30 protein-coding genes and 3 pseudogenes are annotated in these 25,759 nt (G+C 30.8%); 5 read left to right on the top strand and 28 right to left on the bottom strand.

Annotation, left to right across the window (positions count from 1 at the left end; all coding sequences use genetic code 11):
- Nucleotides 1–22 precede the first annotated feature (22 nt).
- Entirely contained in the window at nucleotides 23–778 is a 756-nt protein-coding gene (locus tag AJ939_RS06405) for a HugZ family heme oxygenase (RefSeq protein WP_002871287.1), read from the top strand.
- Between the two features lie 13 nt (nucleotides 779–791).
- Here the strand turns inward: AJ939_RS06405 and prfA are convergent, their stop codons facing one another.
- From prfA to AJ939_RS06375, 6 genes are all read right to left on the bottom strand, one after another.
- Entirely contained in the window at nucleotides 792–1,859 is a 1,068-nt protein-coding gene (gene prfA / locus AJ939_RS06400) for a peptide chain release factor 1 (protein ID WP_002858952.1), read from the bottom strand.
- Between the two features lie 18 nt (nucleotides 1,860–1,877).
- Nucleotides 1,878–2,141 carry a 30S ribosomal protein S20 gene (gene rpsT, locus AJ939_RS06395; RefSeq protein ID WP_002856547.1) on the bottom strand — a complete coding sequence of 88 codons (264 nt, stop codon included), beginning with the start codon at nucleotides 2,139–2,141 and terminating at the stop codon, nucleotides 1,878–1,880.
- Nucleotides 2,142–2,219: 78 nt separating this feature from the next.
- Entirely contained in the window at nucleotides 2,220–2,720 is a 501-nt protein-coding gene (locus tag AJ939_RS06390; RefSeq protein WP_002858951.1) for a phosphatidylglycerophosphatase A, read from the bottom strand.
- A gap of 4 nt (nucleotides 2,721–2,724) precedes the next feature.
- Nucleotides 2,725–3,885, bottom strand: coding sequence for a sulfate adenylyltransferase (locus AJ939_RS06385; protein WP_002862252.1), 1,161 nt, complete (start codon nucleotides 3,883–3,885; stop codon nucleotides 2,725–2,727).
- Nucleotides 3,863–4,750 (bottom strand): response regulator, encoded by an 888-nt coding sequence (locus AJ939_RS06380; RefSeq protein WP_044778657.1) that lies wholly within the window; start codon nucleotides 4,748–4,750, stop codon nucleotides 3,863–3,865. The genes AJ939_RS06385 and AJ939_RS06380 overlap by 23 nt, the downstream gene beginning before the upstream one ends.
- Nucleotides 4,747–5,862, bottom strand: coding sequence for a bifunctional 2-C-methyl-D-erythritol 4-phosphate cytidylyltransferase/2-C-methyl-D-erythritol 2,4-cyclodiphosphate synthase (locus tag AJ939_RS06375; protein ID WP_044778659.1), 1,116 nt, complete (start codon nucleotides 5,860–5,862; stop codon nucleotides 4,747–4,749). The genes AJ939_RS06380 and AJ939_RS06375 overlap by 4 nt, the downstream gene beginning before the upstream one ends.
- A gap of 122 nt (nucleotides 5,863–5,984) precedes the next feature.
- Between AJ939_RS06375 and AJ939_RS06370 the strand changes: the two genes are divergently transcribed.
- A complete protein-coding gene (locus tag AJ939_RS06370) occupies nucleotides 5,985–7,091 on the top strand; it encodes an Mrp/NBP35 family ATP-binding protein (RefSeq protein ID WP_070275932.1) in 1,107 nt (368 codons plus the stop codon).
- Nucleotides 7,092–7,116: 25 nt separating this feature from the next.
- The gene (locus AJ939_RS06365; protein WP_002866583.1) at nucleotides 7,117–8,277 is read left to right on the top strand and encodes a tetrahydrodipicolinate N-succinyltransferase N-terminal domain-containing protein; all 1,161 of its coding nucleotides are present in this window, start codon (nucleotides 7,117–7,119) and stop codon (nucleotides 8,275–8,277) included.
- A 23-nt stretch (nucleotides 8,278–8,300) separates the two neighbouring features.
- Here AJ939_RS06365 and hisIE read toward each other — a convergent pair whose 3' ends face one another.
- From hisIE to AJ939_RS06280, 17 genes are all read right to left on the bottom strand, one after another.
- On the bottom strand, nucleotides 8,301–8,924 hold the full coding sequence (gene hisIE / locus AJ939_RS06360) for a bifunctional phosphoribosyl-AMP cyclohydrolase/phosphoribosyl-ATP diphosphatase HisIE (RefSeq protein WP_070261479.1): 624 nt from the start codon (nucleotides 8,922–8,924) through the stop codon (nucleotides 8,301–8,303).
- 1 nt (nucleotide 8,925) lies between these two features.
- A complete protein-coding gene (hisF, locus tag AJ939_RS06355) occupies nucleotides 8,926–9,693 on the bottom strand; it encodes an imidazole glycerol phosphate synthase subunit HisF (RefSeq protein WP_070275933.1) in 768 nt (255 codons plus the stop codon).
- A complete protein-coding gene (gene hisA / locus AJ939_RS06350; RefSeq protein WP_044779879.1) occupies nucleotides 9,675–10,409 on the bottom strand; it encodes a 1-(5-phosphoribosyl)-5-[(5-phosphoribosylamino)methylideneamino]imidazole-4-carboxamide isomerase in 735 nt (244 codons plus the stop codon). Before hisA ends, hisF begins: the two co-directional genes overlap by 19 nt.
- Nucleotides 10,406–10,993, bottom strand: a complete 588-nt coding sequence (gene hisH / locus AJ939_RS06345; protein ID WP_044779878.1) for an imidazole glycerol phosphate synthase subunit HisH — start codon at nucleotides 10,991–10,993, stop codon at nucleotides 10,406–10,408. The genes hisA and hisH overlap by 4 nt, the downstream gene beginning before the upstream one ends.
- Nucleotides 10,990–12,069, bottom strand: a complete 1,080-nt coding sequence (locus tag AJ939_RS06340) for a DNA-methyltransferase (protein ID WP_044779877.1) — start codon at nucleotides 12,067–12,069, stop codon at nucleotides 10,990–10,992. Before AJ939_RS06340 ends, hisH begins: the two co-directional genes overlap by 4 nt.
- A gap of 2 nt (nucleotides 12,070–12,071) precedes the next feature.
- Nucleotides 12,072–12,872 (bottom strand): HpyAIV family type II restriction enzyme, encoded by an 801-nt coding sequence (locus tag AJ939_RS06335; RefSeq protein WP_002871275.1) that lies wholly within the window; start codon nucleotides 12,870–12,872, stop codon nucleotides 12,072–12,074.
- Entirely contained in the window at nucleotides 12,869–13,927 is a 1,059-nt protein-coding gene (gene hisB, locus AJ939_RS06330) for a bifunctional histidinol-phosphatase/imidazoleglycerol-phosphate dehydratase HisB (protein WP_044779875.1), read from the bottom strand. Before hisB ends, AJ939_RS06335 begins: the two co-directional genes overlap by 4 nt.
- Complete coding sequence (gene hisD / locus AJ939_RS06325; RefSeq protein WP_044779874.1) at nucleotides 13,924–15,210, bottom strand: histidinol dehydrogenase; 1,287 nt, start codon at nucleotides 15,208–15,210, stop codon at nucleotides 13,924–13,926. Before hisD ends, hisB begins: the two co-directional genes overlap by 4 nt.
- Nucleotides 15,211–15,217: 7 nt before the next feature.
- Nucleotides 15,218–16,117 (bottom strand): ATP phosphoribosyltransferase, encoded by a 900-nt coding sequence (hisG, locus tag AJ939_RS06320; protein WP_044779873.1) that lies wholly within the window; start codon nucleotides 16,115–16,117, stop codon nucleotides 15,218–15,220.
- A 172-nt stretch (nucleotides 16,118–16,289) separates the two neighbouring features.
- Nucleotides 16,290–16,643: a 50S ribosomal protein L17 gene (rplQ, locus tag AJ939_RS06315; protein WP_002851332.1), complete on the bottom strand. Its 354-nt coding sequence runs from the start codon at nucleotides 16,641–16,643 to the stop codon at nucleotides 16,290–16,292.
- A gap of 3 nt (nucleotides 16,644–16,646) precedes the next feature.
- Nucleotides 16,647–17,660 carry a DNA-directed RNA polymerase subunit alpha gene (locus tag AJ939_RS06310; protein WP_002855748.1) on the bottom strand — a complete coding sequence of 338 codons (1,014 nt, stop codon included), beginning with the start codon at nucleotides 17,658–17,660 and terminating at the stop codon, nucleotides 16,647–16,649.
- A gap of 12 nt (nucleotides 17,661–17,672) precedes the next feature.
- A complete protein-coding gene (rpsD, locus tag AJ939_RS06305; RefSeq protein ID WP_002856574.1) occupies nucleotides 17,673–18,299 on the bottom strand; it encodes a 30S ribosomal protein S4 in 627 nt (208 codons plus the stop codon).
- Between the two features lie 28 nt (nucleotides 18,300–18,327).
- A complete protein-coding gene (rpsK, locus tag AJ939_RS06300) occupies nucleotides 18,328–18,720 on the bottom strand; it encodes a 30S ribosomal protein S11 (RefSeq protein ID WP_002779544.1) in 393 nt (130 codons plus the stop codon).
- A 9-nt stretch (nucleotides 18,721–18,729) separates the two neighbouring features.
- Nucleotides 18,730–19,095: a 30S ribosomal protein S13 gene (gene rpsM, locus AJ939_RS06295; protein WP_002800121.1), complete on the bottom strand. Its 366-nt coding sequence runs from the start codon at nucleotides 19,093–19,095 to the stop codon at nucleotides 18,730–18,732.
- Between the two features lie 2 nt (nucleotides 19,096–19,097).
- On the bottom strand, nucleotides 19,098–19,211 hold the full coding sequence (rpmJ, locus tag AJ939_RS06290) for a 50S ribosomal protein L36 (protein WP_002781429.1): 114 nt from the start codon (nucleotides 19,209–19,211) through the stop codon (nucleotides 19,098–19,100).
- 171 nt (nucleotides 19,212–19,382) lie between these two features.
- A complete protein-coding gene (infA, locus tag AJ939_RS06285; protein ID WP_002781436.1) occupies nucleotides 19,383–19,601 on the bottom strand; it encodes a translation initiation factor IF-1 in 219 nt (72 codons plus the stop codon).
- 87 nt (nucleotides 19,602–19,688) lie between these two features.
- Nucleotides 19,689–20,486 (bottom strand): MBL fold metallo-hydrolase, encoded by a 798-nt coding sequence (locus tag AJ939_RS06280; protein WP_044779872.1) that lies wholly within the window; start codon nucleotides 20,484–20,486, stop codon nucleotides 19,689–19,691.
- Between the two features lie 87 nt (nucleotides 20,487–20,573).
- On the opposite strand from AJ939_RS06280, the pseudogene AJ939_RS06275 reads away from it, so the two are divergent.
- Nucleotides 20,574–21,869, top strand: a pseudogene (locus AJ939_RS06275) (MFS transporter).
- A 49-nt stretch (nucleotides 21,870–21,918) separates the two neighbouring features.
- Complete coding sequence (locus tag AJ939_RS06270; protein WP_044779871.1) at nucleotides 21,919–23,550, top strand: multidrug ABC transporter permease/ATP-binding protein; 1,632 nt, start codon at nucleotides 21,919–21,921, stop codon at nucleotides 23,548–23,550.
- 19 nt (nucleotides 23,551–23,569) lie between these two features.
- Here AJ939_RS06270 and cgb read toward each other — a convergent pair whose 3' ends face one another.
- The 5 genes and pseudogenes from cgb to AJ939_RS11315 form a co-directional block, all read right to left on the bottom strand.
- Nucleotides 23,570–23,992 (bottom strand): single-domain globin Cgb, encoded by a 423-nt coding sequence (cgb, locus tag AJ939_RS06265; RefSeq protein ID WP_002871269.1) that lies wholly within the window; start codon nucleotides 23,990–23,992, stop codon nucleotides 23,570–23,572.
- A gap of 66 nt (nucleotides 23,993–24,058) precedes the next feature.
- Nucleotides 24,059–24,457 (bottom strand): annotated as a pseudogene (locus AJ939_RS06260) (molecular chaperone); the annotation flags it as partial.
- 75 nt (nucleotides 24,458–24,532) lie between these two features.
- Nucleotides 24,533–24,973, bottom strand: a complete 441-nt coding sequence (locus tag AJ939_RS10930) for a hypothetical protein (protein WP_002862235.1) — start codon at nucleotides 24,971–24,973, stop codon at nucleotides 24,533–24,535.
- Nucleotides 24,951–25,163: a DmsC/YnfH family molybdoenzyme membrane anchor subunit gene (locus AJ939_RS10925; RefSeq protein WP_002862234.1), complete on the bottom strand. Its 213-nt coding sequence runs from the start codon at nucleotides 25,161–25,163 to the stop codon at nucleotides 24,951–24,953. Before AJ939_RS10925 ends, AJ939_RS10930 begins: the two co-directional genes overlap by 23 nt.
- Nucleotides 25,100–25,750: pseudogene (locus AJ939_RS11315) on the bottom strand (4Fe-4S dicluster domain-containing protein). The gene AJ939_RS10925 and the pseudogene AJ939_RS11315 overlap by 64 nt, the downstream one beginning before the upstream one ends.
- Nucleotides 25,751–25,759: the final 9 nt, after the last annotated feature.

Genomic DNA, 25,759 nt, shown 5'->3' with positions numbered 1-25,759 from the left:
TTAAAATCAAGAAAGGATAAAAATGAATTTTGAAAGCATTATTTCTCATATGAATGATCATCATAAATCAAATTTAGTTGATCTTTGTAAAAAATTTGGTGGTATTGAGCAAGTGCAAGATGTTTTTCTAAAAAGTGTTGATTTTAATGGCTTAGATCTTGTTTACAATGATAAAGAAAATTTACGAGTGGAATTTCCTAAAAAAGCCGATGAAAACACGATTAAAGATACTATAATATCCCTTTGCATGAGTGCAAAGAGCGAGCAAAATTTTAGTAGCGTAGAAAAAGAATTAAATGAATTTATGCTAAGTTTTAATTCTGTAGCTTTGGCAACTTTAAATGCAAATGGAGAAGTTGTTTGCTCGTATGCACCTTTTGTAAGTACACAATGGGGAAATTATATTTATATAAGTGAAGTAAGCGAACATTTTAACAACATCAAAGTAAATCCAAACAATATAGAAATAATGTTTTTAGAGGATGAGAGTAAAGCTGCTTCTGTGATACTTCGCAAAAGATTGCGCTATAGAGTAAATGCAAGCTTTTTAGAGAGAGGTGAAAGATTTGATCAAATTTATGATGAGTTTGAAAAACAAACCGGAGGAGAAGGAGGCATTAAAACTATACGCAAGATGCTTGATTTTCATCTAGTAAAGCTTGAATTTAAAAAAGGACGCTTTGTAAAAGGTTTTGGTCAAGCTTATGATATAGAAAATGGAAATGTTTCACATGTAGGTGCTAGTGGAAATCCACATAAATTCCCACATAAGCATTAATTTATATAAAATCTTATAAATTTTGTTCTTGTAAAGCTTGGGCTTGATGATGAGTGATTAAAGGTTCTATGATTTCATCAAAAAGCCCATCTTGCATAATGGCATCTAAGCGATATAAAGTAAGATTTATTCTATGATCACTGATACGATTTTGTGGAAAATTGTAAGTGCGAATGCGTTCGCTTCTATCTCCGCTTCCTACTTGTGATTTTCTTGCTTCACTTTCTTTTGCTAGTCTTTCACTTTCTTGCATTTCATAAAGCCTTGCTTTTAGGACTTTCATCGCACTTTCTTTATTTTTGTGTTGGCTTTTTCCATCTTGATTGACTACAACTATACCTGTAGGGATATGAGTGATACGAACAGCCGAATCAGTAGTATTTACACTTTGTCCACCATGTCCTGAAGATCGCATAACATCAACTTTAAGATCGTTTGGATTGATTTCAATTTCTATATCATCAACTTCTGGCATTACTGCCACGGTGATAGCAGAAGTATGCACGCGTCCTTGGGATTCTGTTTGAGGAACTCTTTGAACACGGTGCGTTCCACCTTCATATTTAAGTCTTGAATAAGCCCCTGTTCCTTTAACAAGCATGATGATTTCTTTAAATCCACCTACACTTCCTTCACTAGAGCTTACAATCTCAAGTTTATAGCCGCGATTTTCAGCATATCTTGCATAAGCTTTTACAAGATCTCCTACAAATAAAGATGCCTCATCGCCACCTGTACCTGCACGAATTTCAAGAAAAATATTTCTTTCATCATTTGGATCTTTAGGAAGAAGTAAAATTTTAATCTCTTCTTCAAGTTTTGGTTTTAATTCTTCTAAAGTTTTTAGTTCTTCTTTTGCAAGTTCCCCAAGTTCTGGATCGTTTAGCAAAGCTTTATTTTCTTCTATATTGTCTAAAGTTTTTAAATACTCTTTAGCTTTTAAAACGATAGGTTCTAAATTTTTTTGTTCTTTAGAGAGTGTAGTCATTTTACTGATATCGTTGAGTATATCAGAACTGCTAAGAAGAGAATTTAACTCTTCAAAGCGTTTTAAAAAAGGATCTAGTTTGCTAGCTAACATTAAAAACTATATAGAAAATTATGCGATTTTATTTACTAAAAGGGCTAAGCGGCTTACACGGCGAGAAGCAGTTTGTTTTTTAATGAAACCGCGACTTACCATAGCATGAATGCTTTTATTAGCTACTTTTAAAGCTTCATTAGCAGCATTTTTATCTCCATTTGCTGCAGCTTCTCTTACGGCTTTAGTTATATTTTTAAGTCTTGTTCTATAGAATCTATTTCTTTCTGTTTTTTTAATAGTTTGTCTTGCTCTTTTTTCAGCAGATTTATGGTTTGCCATTTATATTTTCCTTTTTTGAAATTAAAGACTAAATTATATAAGAATAAAATTTAAAATTTAATTAATTTAAGCAAAATTTCAAAATAAATCCTTTAAATTTATATCCCAAAAAACTAAATTAAATTTAAGTAAAAATCCATAAATTACCGCACTTAAAAGTCCAGCAAACAATCCTGCTAGCATATCATCAAGCATTACACCTAGTCCGCCTTTGACTTTTTTATCTATCTTGCCAATAATAGAAGGTTTTGTAATGTCAAAGAGTCTAAATAAAACAAAAGCCAAAATAAAATTGACTATCGAGTTTTCAACACTTGCTGCAATAGCACAAGCAAGAAAAACCCCAGCAACTTCATCGATAACTATGTGTTTGTCATCGTGAATTCCTGTTTTTTTTTCATAATCATCTATAACACGAATACTTGCAACAAAAATTAAAATACTTAGTAAAAACAAAGTATTAATCCCAAGATATTTAAGTATAAAAAAAGCAGGTATTAAAGCAGCGATAGTACCAAAAGTCCCACTTGCCTTTTTTATAGAACCTGAATAAAAAAAAGTTAAAAATAATTTTTGCATTTTGTTACACCATATAAGACATTTGATGAATTTCTAAAAGTTTTTGATAAAATTCTTCATCATTTTTGTATTCTAAAATTCCATCAGTTGGAAAAAGCTCATTATAAATTTTTTGCATATTTTTTAATCTATTTGGAAAAAGAGAAGTTAAAATAACACTAGATACTTCCTTACGCATGAAAATTGCTGGAGGAATGATGCCCGCTCTTAACAAATCTTTTAAAGACTGAGAATTATAGTGCAAATGGTGATGACAACCATGAGGGCAAGATCTTGTGCTAACAATCATGCGACATTGATCGCAAAATACAAATTCAGGCAAAACAATCACTTCTATGCCATAGTCCTTGGAAAAATCATCAAGTATGGTTTTTGGTTGATTATCATCATAAAACATTCCAAGTCCTGTATGATTTTGTCCTACTACTAGTTTGGTACAACCTAGACTTTTTGCGATAATGCTTTCTAGGCCAGGATTTAAATGAGCGTGAAAAATATTAATATTTTTTAATGGAAAAATGAAAATTCTATCCGGTGGAAGATAGTTTTGAATAAATTTTTTCAAATAAGCTTCTTTAAGTTCGAATTCAAACCCATTTGTATCAAAAGATTCTACAAGAAAAATTACAACTAAATCTGCTTTATCAATAGTCCAACGAAACATTCTTTCATGGGCACGATGCAAAGGATCAAAACTTGAAACTATAGCGGTAATTTTTTGTGCATTAAGATTGTTTTTGATTTGTTGAAAATTTTCTTTTATTTTTTTAATTTGAGAATTGTAAATTTCTATTTTTCCACTTATGCAAGTTGTTCCTATGTCTTTTAGAGAGCAAGTGTTGGGATTGAAAATATCAGAAAATTTTTTATTATTTTTAAATTGGCTTTTAAAATCTATATGTCCTACTACTTTTTCATCTAGTATGAGATCGATTCTATCGCCAGATTTTATATCATTTAGTGCTTCTTCAGCATTTTTTGGTGCAAAGCTTAAGGGATAGGGAAAACTTTCTCCTTTAAATTTTCCTGATTTAATGATTTCATTGACTTCTTTTTCATTCATTAAATGAGTGCAAGTGCCTAGCAAACCTTCTTTAATAAGTGATAAGATGCCAAATTCATTTTGATCTATGGTAATGTTTTTATTTTTTCTTGCTGATTTCATATTTCTTCCTTTTTTCCCATAAAGATTTACGTGAAATGCCTAATTTTTTTGAAAGATCAGTATCAGGAAATATATTTTGGTAGTTTATAATAACATATTTTACATACTCATCTATGGTTAAAATTTCATTGCTATCGATATTTTTTTCATTATCATTTAAATTAATGCAGTTTATTTTTAAATCATCTGTATTTGAATTGGTATGCAAAATAACATTTTTGTTTTGTATAAAATCTAGGAGTTTTTCCTTTTCTGCTGCTTTTAATGCTTGAAAATTACTCAAAAATAAGAGATTGTTTTCTGTGGGAAGTTTCATAACTTTTTCAACTGAATTTGTAGATGTTAAATCAATAAAAGAAAGAGTAATGTCACATTCATTTGCATAATTAAAAACAAAAGCATCAGCACTGCTTTGCTTGTTGGATTTTAATATCAATGGAAGTTTTAATTTTTTATAATTATACTCTGGAATTTTGATTGTTTCTAATCTTGATTTGATATAGCTTTGATAAGCTTTATTAAGGATTGAAAGTTTTCTAAAATCTTGATAATGCTTTATTTTTCTAATCAGCTCTTCTATCATAAAGGGTTTTTGAATATAATCACTAGCACCTAATTTCAAAGGATTTGAAACTGTATCTGTGCTTATATAAGAAATAAGCAAAATAATAATACTATGCTTAAACTGACCTACGGCTTTTAGAAAATTATTAGTATTTGTAGAAAGCAGTACAATATCATAGTATTTTGCACCATTGTATTCATCAAACGAGTTTATAATTTCACAGCTATATCCAGCATCACTTAGTTTAATGCTAATGCTTTGCGCTAGATAAATTTCATTTTCAATAATTAAAACTTTCATAATCTTGTCCAATCAAAATATTTTAAATTTACACTACTAAGCACCGCCATACCTTCTTTTCTTCCAATAAAACCCAATTTTTCCGTTGTTGTGGCTTTAACATTGATTCTAAATTCATCTAAATCTAAAGTATGAGCTATATTGCTTTGCATAGCTTGTTTAAAGTCTTTAAGTTTAGGGCTTTGTGCCATGACGCAAATGTCTATATTAATGAGTTCAAAACCTATTTCTCTGACTCTATCATAAGCCTGTTTTAAAAGCTCCATGGAGTTGGCATTTTTAAATTTCATATCAGTATCAGGATAAAGCTCTCCTATATCTCCAAGTCCTGCAGCACCTAAAATCGCATCGGTTAAAGAGTGAGCTAAAACATCTCCATCGCTGTGTGCTTTAAGCCCCATAATAGGATGAATTTGCACTCCTGCTAAAAGCAAAGGGCGATTCTCTCCAAATTCATGCACATCAAAACCATTGCCAGTAAAAATTTCAAAGCTAGGTTTAGGTAAATCAAGCTTTTTAAGATCTTCTTTAAAGGTTAGTTTTCTTGCATTTTCTTCACCTTCAACAAACCAAATTTTTCCACCCATTGCAGCTATAGCTGTACTATCATCTGTAAATTCTAGGTTTTGATCCAAAGCTTTTTTAAGCAATTTGGTTTTAGAAATTTGAGGGGTTTGAATGAGTTTGATTTTTTCTCTTTGTAAGGCTTCATTGTTAAAAAGTGTTGTATCTGCAACTTTTAAAGCAGGGGTAATACAATCTGCTTTATCTAAATTTTCAATCAAACGATCAAACAAATTTTTACTCACCAATACCCTTGCTACATCACTTACCATAACAAATTCACTATCTATGAGCGCTAAGGCTTTTTTTAAGGATTCTGCTCTGGTATCACCACCTTCTATAAATTCATAGTTTTTAGCAAATTTTTTCATATAAGCGATATTACTAGAGGTAACAACTATTTTTTTAAAAGGATAAAAAGAGCTTAAATTTTTTGTTGCATAAAGCCAAAGAGGGTCATTTCCAAGTCGTAAAAATTGTTTTTTTACCTTTGTGTTAAAACGAGTAGAATTTCCAGCTGCTAACATAATGAGGCTCATTTCACTCATTTTTTCATTCCTCTTTTTAATATTGTTGGTTTTTATAATGTTACCATATTATACACTTATAAAAAGCTAAATTTTATCATTTTATTAGTAAAATTGATTTTTTTAAAAGATAAGGAAAAAACATGAAAGAACAAATTTTAGAGAAATTAAAAACTGTAAAATATCCTGGTTTTGAAAAGGATATAGTGAGTTTTAACTTTGTAAAAGATATTAAAATTCAAGATGATGGTGTATTCATTGATATAGAAATCGTTTCAGCAAATCCTGAAGTAGTTAATGAAATTCGTAAAAATGCTACTGAAGCTTTATCGAGTTTGGCTTTAAAAAATATCGAACTTAATATCATCGCTCCAAAATTTCCTGAAGAAAAAAGTAATTCAAGAAGTGGAAAAAATATCGCTCCACAAGTAAAAAATTTCATCATGGTTTCAAGTGGAAAAGGTGGTGTGGGTAAATCTACAACTACGGTAAATTTAGCAATTTCCATGGCTAAAATGGGAAAAAGAGTGGGGATTTTAGACGCGGATATTTATGGGCCAAATATTCCAAGAATGCTAGGTGAAACCAAAACTCAGCCTGAAGTAGTAGGGCAGAGATTAAAGCCTATTTTAACTCATGGTGTTTATATGATGAGTATGGGGGTTTTGATCGAAGAGGGTCAAGGTCTTATGTGGCGTGGAGCTATGATTATGAAAGCAATCGAGCAACTTTTAGCTGATGTGATTTGGCCTGAACTTGATGTATTGTTTTTAGATATGCCTCCAGGAACAGGCGATGCGCAAATTACTTCTGCACAAAGTATTCCTATTACTGCAGGAGTTTGTGTAAGCACGCCTCAAACCGTATCTTTAGACGATAGTAAAAGAGCTTTAGATATGTTTAATAAACTTCACATTCCTATAGCGGGTGTGATTGAAAATATGAGTGGATTTTTATGTCCTGATAATGGTAAAGAGTATGATATTTTTGGTAAAGGAACAGCTGAGGATATGGCAAAAGCTTATAAAAGTGAAGTTTTAGCACAAATTCCTATAGAAATGATAGTAAGAGAAGGTGGAGATGAAGGCAAGCCTGTGAGTTTTTATCACCCTGAAAGTGTGAGTTCAAAGCGTTATTTAATGGCGACTGAAAAAATTTGGAGCTTTATAGAAAAGATTAACAATGAAGGTGGTGCGGATAATTCTGCTATACAACCTGTGATGAATGGAAAAAGTGCGTGTTCGCATTAAAAATTAAGTGGATAAGGAAAAGAAAATGATTAATACTAAAGAAGATTTTTTACTTTTAATCAAACAAATCGAGCAAAAAAGTGGCTATAAAAAACCTAAAGCTTTTGGTATAGCAAGGCTTGATAGAGGACAGCTAAATAAAAATAAAATCTTGCAAGCAAGTTTTGCTTTGATTAATTACGAGCAAAATTTTGGCTCAGCAGCAATCATGCTTGAAGCTTTTATGCAAAGGGGTGTGGAGATTGATTTTAATGCGAGCGAGTTTGTGCAAACTTTAAAATTAGAAGATATTGATTTTGCACTTTCTTGTTTTAAACCTTTTTTAGAAGAAGAGGGGCATCAAAATATCGATTTATTAAAGATTATCAAAGATAAATTTAAAGATGATGAATTTGCTTTTGTTTGTCTTTTTGAAGATAAAGAACCTTTAAGTGTAGAAAGTGTTTATCTAAAACTTTATTTGCTTTCTACTAAAAAAGTACCTTTAAGAAGTATCAATCTAAATGGAGCTTTTGGACTTTTAAGCAATGTAGCTTGGAGTGATGATAAGCCTATCGAGCTTGAGTATTTAAGAGCAAATGAAATGCGTTTAAAAATGAGCAATCAATATCCAAAAATTGATTTTGTTGATAAATTCCCAAGATTTTTAGCGCATATTATCCCTGAGGATAATACAAGAATTTTAGAAAGTTCTAAAGTAAGAATGGGTGCATCTTTAGCAGCAGGAACAACCATCATGCCAGGGGCAAGTTATGTGAATTTTAATGCAGGCACAACAGGAGCTTGTATGGTTGAAGGGCGTATTAGCTCGAGTGCTATAGTAGGAGAAGGTTCTGATGTAGGTGGAGGAGCTTCGATTTTAGGTGTTTTAAGTGGAACAAGTGGCAATGCTATAAGCGTAGGTAAGGCTTGTCTTTTAGGGGCTAATTCAGTGACAGGAATTCCTTTAGGGGATAATTGTATAGTTGATGCAGGTATTGCGGTGCTAGAAGGAACGAAATTTTTACTCAAAGATGCTGAGGAACTTGCTAAACTTAATCCTTATTTTAATTTTGATAAAGAAATTTACAAAGGCTTAGAGCTTAAAGGTTTAAATGGGCTACATTTCCGTCAAGATTCTATAAGTGGTGCTATGATAGTAGCTTTAAATAAAAAAGCAGTCAAACTTAATGAAGCCTTGCATTGATACAAATTTATTTACATAAAGCTTTAAGCTTTATGTCTTTCTTTCAACTTTGAAATCACATCTGAGAAACTAAGATTTGCATCTGCAAGTAAAACACTTAAATGATACATTAAATCCGCTGCTTCACAAATAAGCTCTTCTTTATCTTTTACTGTTGCTGCCAAAGCTGTTTCTACGCCTTCTTCACCAACTTTTTGTGCTATGCGTTTTGTACCACTTTTGAAAAGTTTTGCTGTATAAGAAGTATTTTCATCGGCATTTTTTCGTGAATTGATAAGCTTTTCAAGTCTGGCTAGAAAAACAAAATCCGCATTTTTAGAAATTTTTTCAAAACAAGAAATATCGCCCGTATGACAAGTAGGTCCTACAGGATTTGCTAAAATTAAAAGCGTGTCATTATCACAATCTAAGCTTAAATCTATGATATTTAAGAAATTTCCACTTTCTTCACCCTTCATCCAAAGACGCTGTTTTTTGCGTGAAAAAAAGACTACTTTGCCACTTTCTAAGCTTTTTTCTAAGGCTTCATTATTCATAAAGCCTAGCATTAAAACTTCGCAAGTTTTTGCATCTTGGACGATGACAGGTAAAAGATGATCCACTTTTTGCCAAGCGATTTTTTCATTAAGTTCTTTGAAATTTTGCATATTATATCCTTATACTTAAGCCTTGATTTTTAAGATAAATTTTTAATTCTTTAATGTCTATAAGTTTTTGATGAAAAACGGAAGCAGCTAAAGCCCCATCTATACCTAGTTTAAAAGCTTCTAAAAAATGCTCCATTTTTCCCGCTCCCCCGCTTGCGATCAAAGGTACTTTACAAATTTTATATACAGCTTCTAATTGTTCTAAATCATAGCCATTTTTAACGCCATCTTGATTCATCATATTTAAAACAATTTCGCCTGCACCTAGATCTTGCACTTTTTCAACCCATTCTAAAGTGCTTTTTCCACTATGCTTGCTTGTTTTTTCATCGCCTGTGTATTGAAATACTTTTAAATTTCCATTTTCATCTTTGAAACTATCAATCCCTACTACTACGCATTGCACACCAAAGCTTTTAGCAAGGCGTGTGATTAAACTTGGATCATTTAAAGCAGGAGAATTGATAGAAATTTTATCTGCCCCATTAGCTAAAAGTTCAGCTGCATCTTCTTCGCTTTTAATACCCCCTGCAACACAAAAAGGAATGTTGATATTTTTTGCTACTTCACTTACCCATTCTCTTGATATGCGTTCTTTTCTAGCACTTGCAGCAATATCATAAAAAACAAGCTCATCAATACCATTTTGAGAATAATACCTAGCAAGCTCTATGATATCTCCCATATCTTTATGGTTTTTAAATTGTGTTCCTTTTACTACTCTGCCATCTTTGGCATCTAAACATGCAATTATGCGTTTTGTAAGCATCTTATCCCTTCTTCTACGTTAAAAACTCCGTCTAATAAAGCTTTTCCTACGATAACCCCGCTACAAATTCCTTTTAAGTTTTCAAGGTCTTTTAAGCTCGCTACTCCACCACTTGCCTGAATGCAAATATTAGGAAAAATTTCATGGATAAGTTTGTAAAGTCTTACATTTACTCCTTGCATGGTGCCATCTTTTGAAATATCTGTGCAAAGTATGTGTTTTAAGCCTTTATTGCTATAAAAATCTAAAACTTCCATAAGCTTTTTATCGCTTGCTTCTTGCCAAGCATTTACAGCCACAACATAATCTTCTTTTAAAATCGTATCTAAGGCTAAAACTATAGCTTCGCTACCAAATTCTTTTAAAATTTCAAGACATAAAGTCGCATCTTTAATCGCCATAGATCCTATAACTACTCTTTTTACTCCACAATCAAGCAAAGCTTTAACTTCTTCTTTAGAGCGTATGCCTCCACCTACTTGCAAATTGACACTGACTTCTTTGGCTAATTTTTCTATCAAAGCAAGTTGTCTTTTGCTAGGATCTTTTGCGCCTGTAAGATCTACAAGATGAAGTTCTTTCGCTCCTGCTTTTTCGTATTCTTTGAATTTCTTTAAGGGATTGTATTTATATACTTTTTTTTGTTCGTAATCCCCTTTTACAAGACGCACCACTTCACCATCTATAAGATCGAGTGCGGGTATGATTTGAGTCATCCTATATCCTTAATAAAATTTGAAATTAAAATTTCCCCCACTTCGCTACTTCTTTCAGGGTGAAATTGCACCCCGTAAAAATTATCTTTCATTACACTTGCGCTAAATTTTTGCGAATACTCACAATCTGCTATAGTATATTCCCCAAGTTCTACACAATAACTATGTACAAAATAAAAATAAGCCCCTTCTAAGCCTTTAAACAAAGCATGAGAGCTATGAACTTGATTCCATCCCATATGTGGAAAAGTAAAGCCTTCTTTAGCTTTAAATTTTTGGGTTGTAAAATCTATAAGTTTTAAGGTTTCTTGATTTAATTCTTCGGAAAAATTTCCTAAAATTTGCATACCTAAACAAATACCAAGCAAAGGTTTTTTGGTATTTTTAATAAAATCAATAAGATTAAATTGTTCTAAATTTTTCATCGCTTCTTTTGCGGTACCCACTCCAGGTAAAAAAAGCTTATCCGCACTTTCAAGTTCTTTTAAATCCCTGCTGATAGTTGCATTAAAACCTAATCTATCTAGGCAAAATTTCAAAGATGCCAAATTCGCACAGGCTGTATCAATGATGATGATTTTCATATCACTCCTTCAGGATTTATAAAATTTTTATACTCATATCTTAAAGAATCGATACTTATAAAATTTTCATTCTTAAAAATATAAAAATAACTCCAGCCATTATGATTTTCTTTGTTTAAATATTTTGCTGCCATTTTATGTATGCTTAAAATTTCGTTCTCATCGCTTACTTTATTATCATTGACTAAATAACAAATATAATTTTTATTTTTATCATAGAATTTTTCATTTTCACTTAAAAATCCAGCATTCAAAAGCTCTTCTAAACTTACTTTTGGGGGTTTTGTTTCGAGTTCGTTTCTAGTAATTTCATTGTCAATTATATTTATTTGTCTAATTCGAGATTCTGCTATTTTAACATAAAATTTCTCTTGCTCTATACCTATATAATATCTCCCTAATTTTTTAGCAATAGCTCCTGTAGTTCCTGTGCCAAAAAAAGGATCTAAAATTAAATCCCCTTTTTTTGTACTCGATAAGATTATTTTTTCAAGCAAAATTTCAGGTTTTTGAGTAGAGTGAATTTTTTTACCATCTATTCCTTTTAATCTTTCATTTCCTATACAGATTCCTATATTCCAAACTGACTTTTCTTGTTTATTGTTATTTAAAAATTTCATAGTTTTATAATTAAAAGTATATTTTGAATTTTTATGTTTAGAACACCAAATAAGAGTTTCATGGGAATTGCAAAATCTCGTCCCTTTAAAATTTGGAACAGGATTTGGTTTGTTCCAAATAATATCATTTAGAATCCAAAAGCCCAAATCTTGCATTATATATCCTAGTCTAAAAATATTTTGAAAAGATCCTATAACCCAAATACTTGCATCGTCTTTTAAAATTCGTCTACATTCGCTAAGCCAAATTTTACAAAAATCATCATAGGCTTTTAAAGATTCAAATTTATCCCAATCATCATTTACACCACTAAAAACTTTACCATTGGTTCTTAAAAGTTCACCTTGTGTTTGCATAAAATAAGGTGGATCTGCAAAAATCAAATCAATGCTTTTATCCGGAATGGTTTTTAAAATTTCTAAACAATTACCTTGAAAAATAATATCCTTTTGCATTATTATAAACCTTTTAAGTTTTTACCTGTTGGAAAAAGTTCTTTTCTAAGTTCTACAAATTCTTCTTTGTTGGAAAGTAGCTTTTGTATTAATTTTGGATAATTTTTCTTAGTTTTTAAAAGTGCATTTTTTATTTCTTCACTTATATCAAAATCTGGAACATTTAAAATATCCTTACTTCTTTCTTGTTTGTTTTTCTTAAGATGTGAAATAAGTTCATTGTAAATATCTATTCTTTGAAAAAGATTTTCAAACAATTCTTTTCCATAGAAAATAAAAATGTCAACTTTTTCATCTGTATTGTTGTTAATTTGTTCTTCATAAAATTTTTTATTTTTCTTTAAACTATCATCACTAAACCACATACAAGCAATAATGCGATAATTTGAGAATTTTTGTTTTAAAGCTTTGATTTTTTTAATTAAATTTGCATATTGTCCTCGTTTTTTTGTACTATCATGATCATCTCTAATTTTTTGTTCAATAAGGTAAATATTATATTCATCATTGAAAACTTGATCGGCATTAAGTTTATTATTTTCTTCATCAAATCCTATATTTTTATCTAATGCTTTATATCCCATTTCAATAATATATTCACTTAAAATCTCTTCTATAAAATCACCAAATTTAATTTCACAACTTTGAGTTATATTTTGTATCAGTTTTGTTTTAGCATTTGTAATCCTAAATAATCCTATATAGCGTTTAGGGTTATTTAGTACTGTAAGTAGAATTTCATAATTTAAATCTTCACCAAAAATTTTTGCATCAAGTTTATTTTTAAAATTTTGATAAGTCATATCACTCCTTTAGAGCTGGCTAAATTTTCACTTTCTATTTTTACTGCCATTTTCAAAGCTTTTGCAAAGGCTTTAAAAAGCCCTTCAGCTTTATGATGATCGTTTTTGCCTTTAACTTTTAAATGCAAACTTATACCCATAGCATAGCTTAAAGAATAAAAAAAGTGCTCGATCATTTCTGTGCTTAAAGCCCCTAAATAAGATTTTTTAAATTTGGCTTTATAGACTAAATGAGGGCGATTGCAAAAATCCATCGCACAACTTGCCAAACACTCATCCATAGGTAAAGCAAAACCATATCTTGCAATGCCGATTTTATCCCCTAAGGCTTTTTTGATGCAAGCTCCAAGTGCTAAGGCTACATCTTCAACGCTATGATGCTCATCGATTTCTAAATCCCCTTTGCAAGAAATTTCAAGCCCTATACCTCCATGTACAGCGATTTGCTCTAACATGTGATCAAAAAAATCAATACCTGTTTTAATGCTAACCTTGCCCCCATTTAAGCACACTTTTACTTTTATATCTGTTTCTTTAGTAGTTCTTTGATAACTCGCACTTCTAAAAGAACTTAAAATTTCATTTTCTATTTCTTTCCAAGAAAGTTTGCCGTATCTTAAACCATGCACGCCTAAATTTGAAGCTAAGATCATATCACTTTCGCGATCTCCTATAACAAAACTTTGCTCTTTATTATAAAGTTCGTGTTTGATATACTCTTCTAACATAACGGTTTTAGGTTTTCTACAAGCACAATTTTCATTTTCAAAATGCGGACAAATAAAAATATCTTGAAATTCTATACCGCAACTTTTTAAAATATCAAGCATTTTTTCATGAGCGATTTCAAAATGTTCCTTTCGAAAACTTGGCGTTCCAAGACCATCTTGATTGCTTACCATGACAAATTTAAATCCAAAATTTTTTAGTTTTAAAAGAGTAGGTATAGCATCTTTTTCAAAACGCAATTTTTCAAGAGTATCGATTTGAAAATCGCTTTTTGGCTCCTCTATTAAAGTGCCATCTCTATCTATAAAAAGGATTTTTTGACTCATTTTAAGCTCTCTAAACGAAAAGTTACTGCATTTTTGTGTGCGTCTAAATGCTCATTTTGCGCTAAAATTTCAACACTTTTACCCAAAGCTAAAAAGCCTTCTTTACTTAATTCTTGAACGGTCATTCTTTTACTAAAATCTGCCAAACCTAAACTAGAATGCGTTTTAGTAAGCCCATAAGTAGGTAAAACATGATTTGTTCCACTTGCATAATCACCCATAGACTCTGGGGAATAAGCTCCTAAAAATACCGATCCTGCGTGTTTTACACCTTTTAAAAGTTCACGTGGATTTTGAGTTTGTATGATCAAATGTTCAGGGGCATAAAGATTTGAAATTTCCAAGGCTTGTTTTAAATCTTTAGCTATGATAATGCGTGAATTAGCAATGCTTTTGCTTGCAAGTTCTTTACGAGGTAAAAGTTCTAATTGACTTTGGACTTCATCGCTTGTTTTTTTAGCAAAATCTTGACTTAAACACACTAAAATCACTTGAGAATCTGCACCATGTTCAGCTTGTGAAAGCAAATCACTAGCTACAAATTTTTCATTAGCTAAATCATCAGCTATTACTAAAACTTCACTAGGTCCTGCTTGCATATCAATAGCTGCTCCATTTATATCGCTACTTACTTGACGTTTTGCTTCGGTTACAAAGGCATTTCCTGGGCCAAAAATTTTATCCACCTTTAAAACACTTTGCGTACCGTAGGCCAAAGCTGCTATAGCTCCTGCACCGCCCATTTGATAAATTTCATCCACGCCACAAAGCTTAGCACAAAAAAGCACAGCATCATTGATTTTTGCAGGACTTGCTAAAACGATTTTTTCACAACCTGCAATTTTTGCAGGGATAGCTAACATTAAAACCGTTGAAAACAAAGGTGCTAAACCCCCTGGTATGTAAAGTCCTACTTTTTCTATAGAGCGTGTTAAAACCTCACATTTAACGCCTTTTGTAGTTTCAAGAGCGATTTCATGTGGGATTTGGGCTTCGTGGAATTTTTTGATATTTTCATAAGCTACTAAAATAGCGTCTTGTAAATCTTTATCCAAACGATTACTTGCTTGAGTAATTTCTTCTTGAGTGATTTTAATATTAGAAATTTCAGCCTTATCAAATTTTAAAGCTTGTTCTATCAAAGTTTCATCGCCTTTTTCTTGCACTTCTTTAATGATAGAACTTACTATTTTTGAAATTTCATCTTTCGCACTTATAGCAGGGCGTTTTAATGCTTCTTCTTTTTGTTTTTCATCTAAATTATCATATACTAAAATTTGCATTTTTTACTCACTTTAACATTTTTTCTATAGGCAGAACTAAAATCGAACTCGCACCTTCTTCTTTTAAAGCCTCCATAGTTTCCCAAAAAAGATTTTCTTTACTTACCATATGTAAAGCTACATTTTTTTCATCGTGTGCTAAAGGTAAGATAGTTGGTCTTTCAACTCCTGGAAGTAGGGCTTGAATTTTATCAAGCTTTTGTTTTGGAGCATGAAGCATAATGTATTTGGATTCTCTTGCTTGCATTACTCCTGCTACACGCAACATAATTTTATCCACTAAAGCTTGTTTTTCTTTATTTAAAGCATTTTCTTTTTGAATCAAACAAGCACGAGATTCATAAATGACTTTCACTTCTTTAAGATTATTTGCTTGTAAAGTTGCCCCGCTTGAAACAAGATCGCAAATCGCATCGGCTAAATTTGCCCTAGGGGCTACTTCAACAGAACCTGTAAGCATACAATTTTTATAATTAATCCCATTTTCTTTCATAAAACGCTTTAAAAGTTGTGGATAAGAAGTAGCTATCCTTAAGCCTTCAAAATCTTTCAAATTTTGAAATTTATTTTCTTGAGGCAAGGCAAGAGAAAGACGGCAATATCCAAAATCTAGCTTTTTTAAAAGCTTATAGCTTGGATTTTCTCCTAAAGACTGGCGTTCAAGTTCATTTTCTTCTAAAACATTTTCCCCTATAATGCCTAAATCTACAACTCCATCAAAAATAAGCCCTGGAATATCATCATCTCTAACGCGTAAAATATCTATGGGTAAATTTGTAGAAAAAGCGATCAAACTTTGTTCATGGATATGCATTTTAACACCACATTCTGAAAGAAGCTCTATGGATTCTTTTGAAAGTCTACCTGATTTTTGTATCGCAATGCGTAAACGAGTGTTTTCTTGCATAACATATCCTTGAAATTAAAAATTAAAAACTTATATTAGCATAAGTAGTTGAATTTTTAGCAAGGGTTTTAGAAAATAAATGAATTTAATTTTATTTAAAATAATTATTTAAAACTTTTTATTTTTAGGATATTTAATTGAAGTATTAATCCTAGCAAAAGCTAGGATTTGATTAAGCTACAAATTCGATGAAAGCCATTTCAGCAGCATCACCACGGCGAATTCTTGTTTTGATGATTCTTGTATATCCACCATTGCGATCTTTGAATTTCGGAGCAATTTCAGTTACTAATTTATTAGTAGCGTTTTTATCTTGTAATGAAGCAAAAACTGCTCTATGAGCGTTAAAATCTCCAAGTCTTGCTCTAGTAATCAATCTTTCTACATAACCTCTTAATTCTTTAGCTTTTGGTAGAGTAGTTTCGATTTTTCCGCTATTTACTAAAGCTATGGTTAAATTTTTTAATAAGGCAGCACGATGAGATGAAGTTCTGCCAAGTTTTCTATATCCATGTTTATGTCTCATTCTTTATCCTTCGTTTTGTGCTTTTAATTCTGCGATTTTATTTTTAAGTATTTCTTTATTATCGCTAAGCTTAGAAGTTCCCACAGGAAAACCTATGCTTTCCATGATGTTTTTAATTTCATCAAGAGATTTTTTACCTAAATTTTTAAGCCCTGCAAGTTCACTTACACTCATCAAAGCAAGCTCGCCTATGTAAACTACTCCTGCTTTTTCAAGACAATTATAACTTCTAGCACTTAAATTTAAATCTGTAATGTTTTGCAATAATTTAGTATTTTCTAGTTCATTGCTTGTTGCTTGATTTTTAATTACGCTTCTAACATTGGTAATTTTATCAAATACTGATAATTGTTTATACATAGCTTCTAGAGCATTTTGAAAAGCCTCATTTGGAGTGATTTGTCCATCAGTTGTTACGGTTAAAACCACTTTTTCATAATCAGGATTATCTTCAAATAAAACTTTTTCAATATCATAGGTTGCTTCTCTTACAGGTGTAAAGAAAGCATCTAAAGCTATAAATTTAGGATCATTTATAAGCTCTTTAATTTCTTCGCTTGGTACATAGCCAATACCTTTTTCAACAATCAATGTGAATTTGAGTTCAGCATCTTCGTTGATTGTTGCTAGATAGGCGTCTTTATTTACTACTTCTACTTGATCATTATTTAGATCTTTGCCGTAAATTTCTTTTGAGCCTTTAAAGCTAAATTCTACTATTTCTTTATTTGATTCGCCTTTAATTTTAAAGCGTAGTTTTTTTAGATTAATGATAAAAAGTGCTACATCTTCAAGCATACCACGCATGCTATCAAATTCATGAGCTACGCCATCAATATGAATTGCAGTTGGAGCATATCCTATGGTGCTAGTGTAAAGCAAACGGCGTAAAGGATGGGCTAGGGTGATTCCATAGCCGATCTCAAAAGGCCAAGCACTGATTTTAGCCACAGTATCACTAATGTTTTCTATTGTAAATTCTGTTGGCGTATAAGCAGATGTTGTAATGTTTCTCATATTTAGCCCCTATTACTTAGAGTAAAGCTCAACGATAAATCTTTCCTCAACCGGAATGACAACTTCTTCTCTCTCAGGTTTTCTTGTGAAAATTCCAAATCTCTTATCTTTTTCAACATCAACCCAAGCAACGATTCCAGTTTGTGCTGTAAGTTCGATAGCTCTTGTAATTTGAGGATTGTTTTTGCTTTTTTCGATGATTTCGATTTTAGCACCTGCTTCTACTCTAAAGCTAGGAATATCCACTCTTTTACCATTTACTAAAACATGTCCATGTGTTACAAGTTGTCTTGCAAAACGACGTGTTGTAGCAAAACCCATTCTATATACTACATTGTCTAATCTTTGTTCTAAAAGTTGGATAAGTAATACCCCTGTATTTCCTTCTCTTCTTGCTGCTTCAGCAAATAAACGACGGAATTGCTTTTCACTTACTCCATACATAAATTTAGCTTTTTGTTTTTCTCTTAATTGAAGTCCATACTCACTAATTTTACCTTTTCTTGCTCCGTGTTGTCCTGGTGCATAAGGGCGTTTATCTAGTGCACTTTTGCCAGCTAGTCTTCTTTCCCCTTTTAATGCTAAGCTAACACCAAAGCGTCTTTCTAATTTTTCTACTGGTCCTCTATATCTTGCCATAATATTCTCCTAAATTTTTCTTAATATCTTAGACACGACGACGCTTAGGCGGTCTGCAACCATTGTGAGCTAATGGAGTGATATCTTTTAAGAAAGTTACTTTAATTCCTTCCATAGCACCTACACTCTTAACAGCAGTTTCTCTACCGCTTCCTGGTCCTTGTACTTTAATGCCTACTTCTTTAATTCCGTGTTCTTTTGCTTTATTTAAAGCGTCTTCTACTGCTTGTTGTGCTGCATAAGGAGTTGATTTTTTAGAACCTTTAAATCCTAAACCACCTGCACTACTCCAAGCGATAGCATTTCCCATTTCATCAGTTACTGTAACCATAGTATTGTTAAAAGTCGCACTGATATAAACAATACCTTTTGCTATATTTTTTTTAACTACTTTTTTCTTTACGATTTTTCTTTTTGCCATGATTTATCCTTATGATTTTGCACCAACAGTTTTTCTCTTACCTTTTCTAGTTCTTGCGTTTGTTTTTGTTTTTTGTCCGCGAACTGGTAAGCCTTTTCTGTGTCTTAAGCCTCTAAAGCTTCCTAAATCCATAAGTGCTTTAATATCCATAGCAACTTGTTTTCTCAAGTCCCCTTCAACCATATAGTTTTCTTGAATTTCTTTACGGATAGCTGCTGCTTCATCTTCACTTAACTCATGAACTCTTTTATCATAAGAAATTCCTACTTTATCTAGAATTTTTCTTGAAGTGAAAAGCCCTATACCATAAATATAGGTTAGTCCATACTCAATTCTTTTTTTCTTTGGTAAATCCACACCTGCAATACGAGCCATGTTTATCCTTGTCTTTGTTTATGTTTTGGATTTTCGCAAATAATGCGAACCACGCCTTTACGGCGAACTACTTTGCACTTGTCGCACATCTTTTTAACCGATGGTCTCACTTTCATGAGCGTCTCCTTGAATGAATTCCACTTGATTTACGACTACATCAGGTTTTATGAATAACCAACTATTTTCAAAATAAGTGGTGGATTTTAAAAATACTTCTTCATATAGTTCGATGTAATTTGTCGCAAAAACTCTAATTTTATCTAAAATTAGCTTTTAAATAACTTAGATTATTTATATCTAAAAGTTATACGCCCTTTATCAAGGCTATAAGGTGTAAGTTCTACTTTTACTTTATCACCTGGCATTATTCTTATATAATGCATACGCATTTTTCCTGCAATATGACATAAAATTACATGTTTGTTGTCAAGTTCAACCTTGAAATTTGCATTAGGCAATGCTTCAAGTACGGTGCCATCAATTTCAATTACATCATCTTTTGCCAAAATTTTCTCCTTTCATGAAATAAAAAGGCTATAATTTTAGCAAAAATTATTAAAATTTTTACTTAATTTTTAGTAATTTTTAAGTAATTAATCTAAAAATTTAGGCTCAATAAAAGGCATATGAGTCCCTATAACTTTGAGTTTTCTTTCTTTAAATTCTTTAAGTAGTTTTTCCCTTGTTTGTATAGCCTCATTTTGATCTATATCAAATTTTATAGCGATTTTAGGTTTTGGGATTTGTATATCATAAAGGTGAAGTAAATCTCCCCAAAAGACTATTTTATCATCAATTATTATAGCATTTTGACCTGGGGTATGTCCATAAGCAGGTATGGCTTTAATGCCTGAATTTTGAAAGATTAAATCTTTAGAGTGGTTAATAAATTCTATATTTTTAAGTTTAAGTAAGGTGTTTTTAATTTCTTGTCTATCGCTTTTGATCCAAAAATCATATTCTTTTTTATCGATTAAAATTTGAGCTTTTGGAAAAAGATTTTCTTCGCTCATTAAAGCTCCTATATGATCAGGATGTGCATGTGTTAAGATAATATGAGTGATATCTTTAAAATCGGTTTTTTGGATATGTAATTTTTCTTTTAATGTATCAATAGTATCTAAAAACCCTGTGTCTATTAAAGCATTAAAATTTGGATTTTTTATCAGAGCAATATTATGCTCATTTCTTTTGATTTTTGTGCGAGTTTTTTCTATAAAATTCTTATCTTCATCGCTTTGTGGCACTAAAAAAGAAAATAATAAATTTAAAAATTCATCATCAGATTGTTTAAGTGGGATTATATGGGTTTGATTTGAACTTTTGCTTGTGGTTTTTTCTTCTAAAAAATAAAGATTGGTTTTTAAAAGAGTGGTTATAAAATTAAACATATTTATCCTTAAATTTTTTAGATAATATTTTGGAAATGATTATAGTATAATAAAAACAATGTTTTTAAAATTTAAGGTAATTAATCAATGAGAAAATCAAAATTTGAAACAAAGGAAATTAAGATCTTAGGACTTTCTTCACTAGGAGGAACTTTAGAATTTTATGATTTTATTATTTTTGTCTTTTTTGCTGAATATATAGCTAATGTATTTTTCCCTAAAGATATGAGTGAATTTTGGGCTTTATTAAATACTTATGGAGCATTTGCAGCTGGATATTTAGCACGTCCTTTAGGTGGTATAGTTATGGCACATTTTGGAGATAAATTTGGGCGTAAAAATATGTTTATGCTAAGTATTTTACTAATGGTTCTTCCTACCTTTGTCTTAGCTTTTATTCCAGGTTATGAAACTCTTGGGTTTTTAGCTCCTGTTTTATTGATACTTATAAGAATTTTTCAAGGCATAGCTATAGGTGGAGAATTGCCTGGAGCTTGGGTTTTTGTAAGAGAACATTGTCAAGAAAAACAAAAAGCTTTCTTTTTAAGCTGTTTAAATTCAGCTATGGCTTTAGGAATTTTGTTAGGAAGTATAGTATTTTTAATCATTAATGCTTTTTTTAGTATAGAAGAAATTGCTGCTTATGCATGGCGTATTGCTTTTTTTGTAGGTGGAATTTTTGGGATTATTTCTATTTATTTGTGTAGATTTTTGTAAGAAGCTCCTGTTTTTAAACAAATGAAAAAAGAATCATCGCTTAGTTCTTTTCCTCTTAAAGATTTATTTAAAGAAAAGGATATTGTAAAAAATTTATTTTCATCAATGATGATGACTTGGGTTTTAACAGGTTGTGTTATTGTGCTTGTTTTATTAATGCCTAAATTTATGCCCAGTATTTTAAATTTAAGTGAGATTGAAAGAAGTTATTTGCAGATATTAGGAATTTTGGGAATAGTTTTAGGCGGGGCTTTTATGGGTTATCTTGTAGATAAATTTGGTTTATTTAAAATTTACATTTTATTTTCTTTAACTTTTGTATTTTTTCTTTTTTATATTTTTATGTTTTATATGAGCTTAAAAATTTGGTTTTGGTGTGTATTTTGTATTCGATTGTTTGTTTTTTAGGTGGAATTAATGTGTTTGCACCTATTTTAATGAGTGAAGTTTTTAGAGCTAAAATAAGATTTTCAGGAATTTCTTTTTCTTATAATATTGCTTATGCAATTTCAGGCGGTATTACTCCGCAACTCGTTTTTTGGCTTAATACACTCGCGAGTAAAAATGAAAATCCATATTTTATATGGTATGAGTATATATATGATTTTTTTAGCGTTATTGGCTATTCGTGCTGTTTTTATAGTAAAAGATAAAATAAAATTTTAATAATCACTCTTAAAATGTTATAATTAAAATTATATTTTGGAGTTTATAAATGCCTTTTATTATGGAATTACTTAAGCAAAATAAATTAAAGTTGGTTTCTTTTTTGCTTTTTTCTTTTATTACAAGTGCTGTTGGAGTTTTAACTCTTGTTTTTATCAATGATTATTTGCTTAAAAATGCACAAAACATTCCTATTTTTTATTTTATTGTTTTGCTTTTGATATTTTTTATAAGTTCTACCATAGTTGAACTTGGACTTAGTATTTTTGGACAAAATTTTATTTTTAAAATGCAAAGGCGTGTAGTAAAGCAGATCTTAGATACCCCTTTGTTAAGAGTGGCTAAAGTAGGTAAGGCTAGAATTTTAGCTTCTTTGGGAAGTGATGTGAGAAATATATCTTTTGGGCTTTTAAGATTGCCTGATTTTTTACAATCAAGTATATTGATTTTATGCACTAGTGTTTATTTATGTTATCTTTCACCACAAATTTTTGCTTTGTGTGTGGTATGGATTATGGTTATTTTTATTACTAATAATTTTTTGATGATGAAAGTATATCAGTATTTTCGAAAGGCAAGGGAAAATGACGATGCTTTGCAAAATAATTACCAAAATATACTAGATGGACATAAAGAACTTTTGATCAATCGTGATAGAGCCAAGCTTTATTATGAAGATGAATTTGAAAATAATGCAAGATTGAAAAAGAAAAATAGTACTTTAGGCAATCTTTTTAACAATCTCTCAAACAACTGGACAAATGTAACTCTTTTGGCTTTAGTGGGCGTAGAGTTTTACTTAGCTTTAAAATTTGAATGGGCAAGTGTTGCAGATGCTACAACTATAGCTCTTTCTATTTTGTTTTTACGAACCCCTTTAGTATCTATGATAGGATCTTTTCCTACTTTGCTTTTGGCAAAAATCGCTTTGGATAAGATCGCAAAATTGGAATTAGATGATTATATAGAAGGTTTTAAAAAAACACATTATATTAGCGAATGGAAAAAAATTTCTTTTAGAAATACTCAATTTGCTTATGAAGAAAATTTTCACTTAAATCCTGTAAATATAGAACTTAAAAAAGGTGAATTGGTATTTTTAATAGGTAAAAATGGAAGTGGTAAATCCACTTTTTGTATGCTTTTGACAGGACTTTTTAAGCCAAGCAAAGGCGGAATTTATGTTGATGATACGCTTATAGATGATAAAAAGTTAGATGAGTATAGATCTCTTATTTCTGCTGTTTTTAGCGATTTTCATCTTTTTACTAAAACCTTAAATAAAGAAAATTTTGCAAGCGAAGAAAAAATTGCTTTTTGGTTGGAGTTTTTAGAACTTAAAGATAAAACAAGTGTCAAAGATAATGAACTGACCTTAACCAAACTTTCTACAGGGCAAAAAAAGCGTTTAGCTATGCTTATAGCCTTGCTTGAAGAAAGGGATATTTTAGTGCTTGATGAATGGGCGGCTGATCAAGATCCTGTTTTTAGAAGATTTTTTTATAAAAAACTTTTACCTTTGTTAAAAGAGCAAGGTAAAACAATCTTTGCTATCACACATGATGATGCATATTTTGATAGTGCTGATAGAATTTTCTTGGCTCAAAATGGTGAAATCAGCGAATTAAAGGGTGAGAATATAAAGGAATTAGCTAAAAATTTAGTAGAAAAATTTGATTAAAGCCCAAAATGGGCTTATATTATTTATCATAGAGCTTTTTTTCTATATCGATATAAAATTCAGCAATTTTTCCATAAGCAACTTCCCAAGCTTTAAGAGTGGCTTCATCAGGATTTAAAAGATTTTTAATAGCCTTTAAAAGGCAAGCTCCAACTATAGGATAATGCTCTTCTTTAACCCCTAAATTAACATGAGTTATGGCAACTTTATCAACAAAGCTTCTCATATTTTCCAAATTTTCTATATTTTTGGCTGCCATTAAAATCGCCATCGCTAAAGCTTTTGGTTGTTCTCCTGAAATTTGTTTTTCCATATTAAACATAGGTTTTACCTCAGGATAATCATTAAACATTATTTTATAAAACTCCTTGGTTAAATCCTCTCCATTTTTTTGCAAAATAGGCACACAATCTTTGATAATTTGAATTTGTTCTTTTGTCATAATTTCTCCTTTTTATTGTAAAAGAGATATTTTATATCTTAAAAAGGAGAAAAAAATTGACTTGTGTTAAAATTTTGTATTTAGTTGATTGAAAAAGTCTTGCATTAACATTGCTAATGCTTTATAAAAATGTGTTTTAGCTTTATTGATAACATCAAAACTCCACATGTTAAACCAAGTAAAAAATTCTTCTTTTAAGAATTTTTGCAAAGTTATATCATCTTGTTTTTTGATTAAAAAACTAATAAATAATAATTCATTTATCAAGCTATCTGCAGGTTCTTCATTAAAAAAAGAAAAAAAGTTATTTTGCATAAAAATTTGCTTAATTTTATCAGAATTATCTGAATAAATTTCTTTATTTTCATCAAGATAAAAAGAAGCAAAAGGCGGTGCTTTTACATAATCAACATCGCTTAAAAACAAAGATGTAAAATCACTTGCTATTAATTTATCATCTTCGTTTGAAGATGATAAAAGCTTTAAAGCGGTGCATTGTAATTTGCTATTATTTTTTAAAAACCAATTTTGCCAGAATTTTTATTTTTTAAGTTTTTCTAGCAAAAAATGATTAGGTGGATTTTGCAAAAAATTGATAAATATGTCTATTGCCAATTTTTGCATTAAGAATGTCCTAGTATTTATAAGTCCATAAAATAGCATTCTGGTGGTAAATACCCCTAAAAATGTGCAAAGTAGGGAAAAATAAGCAAAAAATTTACTTTTAAATTTTTCATGTAAATAATTATGCAAATACCAAGTAAAAATCCCAAGTCCTAAGAATGCAAAAGAAAGCGGTATAAACCAATCATAGGCTCCACCTAAAAGTTCAAAAGGGTTTACAAGCCCCATAATCCAAGTTTGTCCTACATGTAGGGTTTGCAAAACTATAGCAGTGCTTAAAGCCCTATGCCCATAAGTCCTGTAAAAAACGACATTTTTTTCATGTTCGCTATTTTCAAAAAAAACAATAATAAACAATAGCACCTAAAAATATAGTACTAGCGAAAAAATAAAGCAAAGTGATCTTAAAATCCCAAGTAGGCACACTTTCTTGCATGGAGTCATAAGCTCCACTCATAAAGAAAAGTCCTAAAATTCCACATATTAGCGTAAGATACTCCGCCCCAATTTGAAGTTTATTAGATAAAGCAAAAAGCCCAAAGCACATACAAGAGATATAAATAAAATTTCATTATTCATCCAGCCTATATGCCACTCATTGTTTGCATAAAAAACACCCATTCTATTTAATACATTAACAATGTGTATAATATCATTTAAATGAAAAAATGAAGGGATAAAAGCAACCACCATTGCAAATTCCTTTGGATTTTTACCTTCTTTTAATCTCTCATAACACCCATCGCATTTGCTCATATGACCACTTTCATGGTTAAATTGAGGTGCGCCATAATGAAATGCTATAGCACAAGCTTTGCAGCCTATACACATACTATCATCGATTGCTACTATGCCCCATTTATTTTCGTTGTTGCACCGGTTGGACAAGCTTTAAGACAAGATGGATTAGAGCAATGATTACAAGAAATAGAAGTGTAGTAAGCAAAAACATTTTGCTCAAAACTTCCATCTTTTTTAGCTGTCCAATTTCCCGCTTCAGTCTCAAATACACGGCGAAAATTAACCCACAGGCATATTTTTATAATCCTTGCAAGAAAGTGAGCAAGTCCTACAGCCTACGCATTTGCTTTGATCTAGTATAAAACCAAATTGTGAATTTTCTTCTAATTTTATCTTTTTCTC

This window comes from Campylobacter sp. BCW_6889 (assembly GCF_001762535.1).
GTDB classification, from domain to species: domain Bacteria; phylum Campylobacterota; class Campylobacteria; order Campylobacterales; family Campylobacteraceae; genus Campylobacter_D; species Campylobacter_D jejuni.
This window is presented reverse-complemented; position numbering and strand designations above follow the sequence as displayed.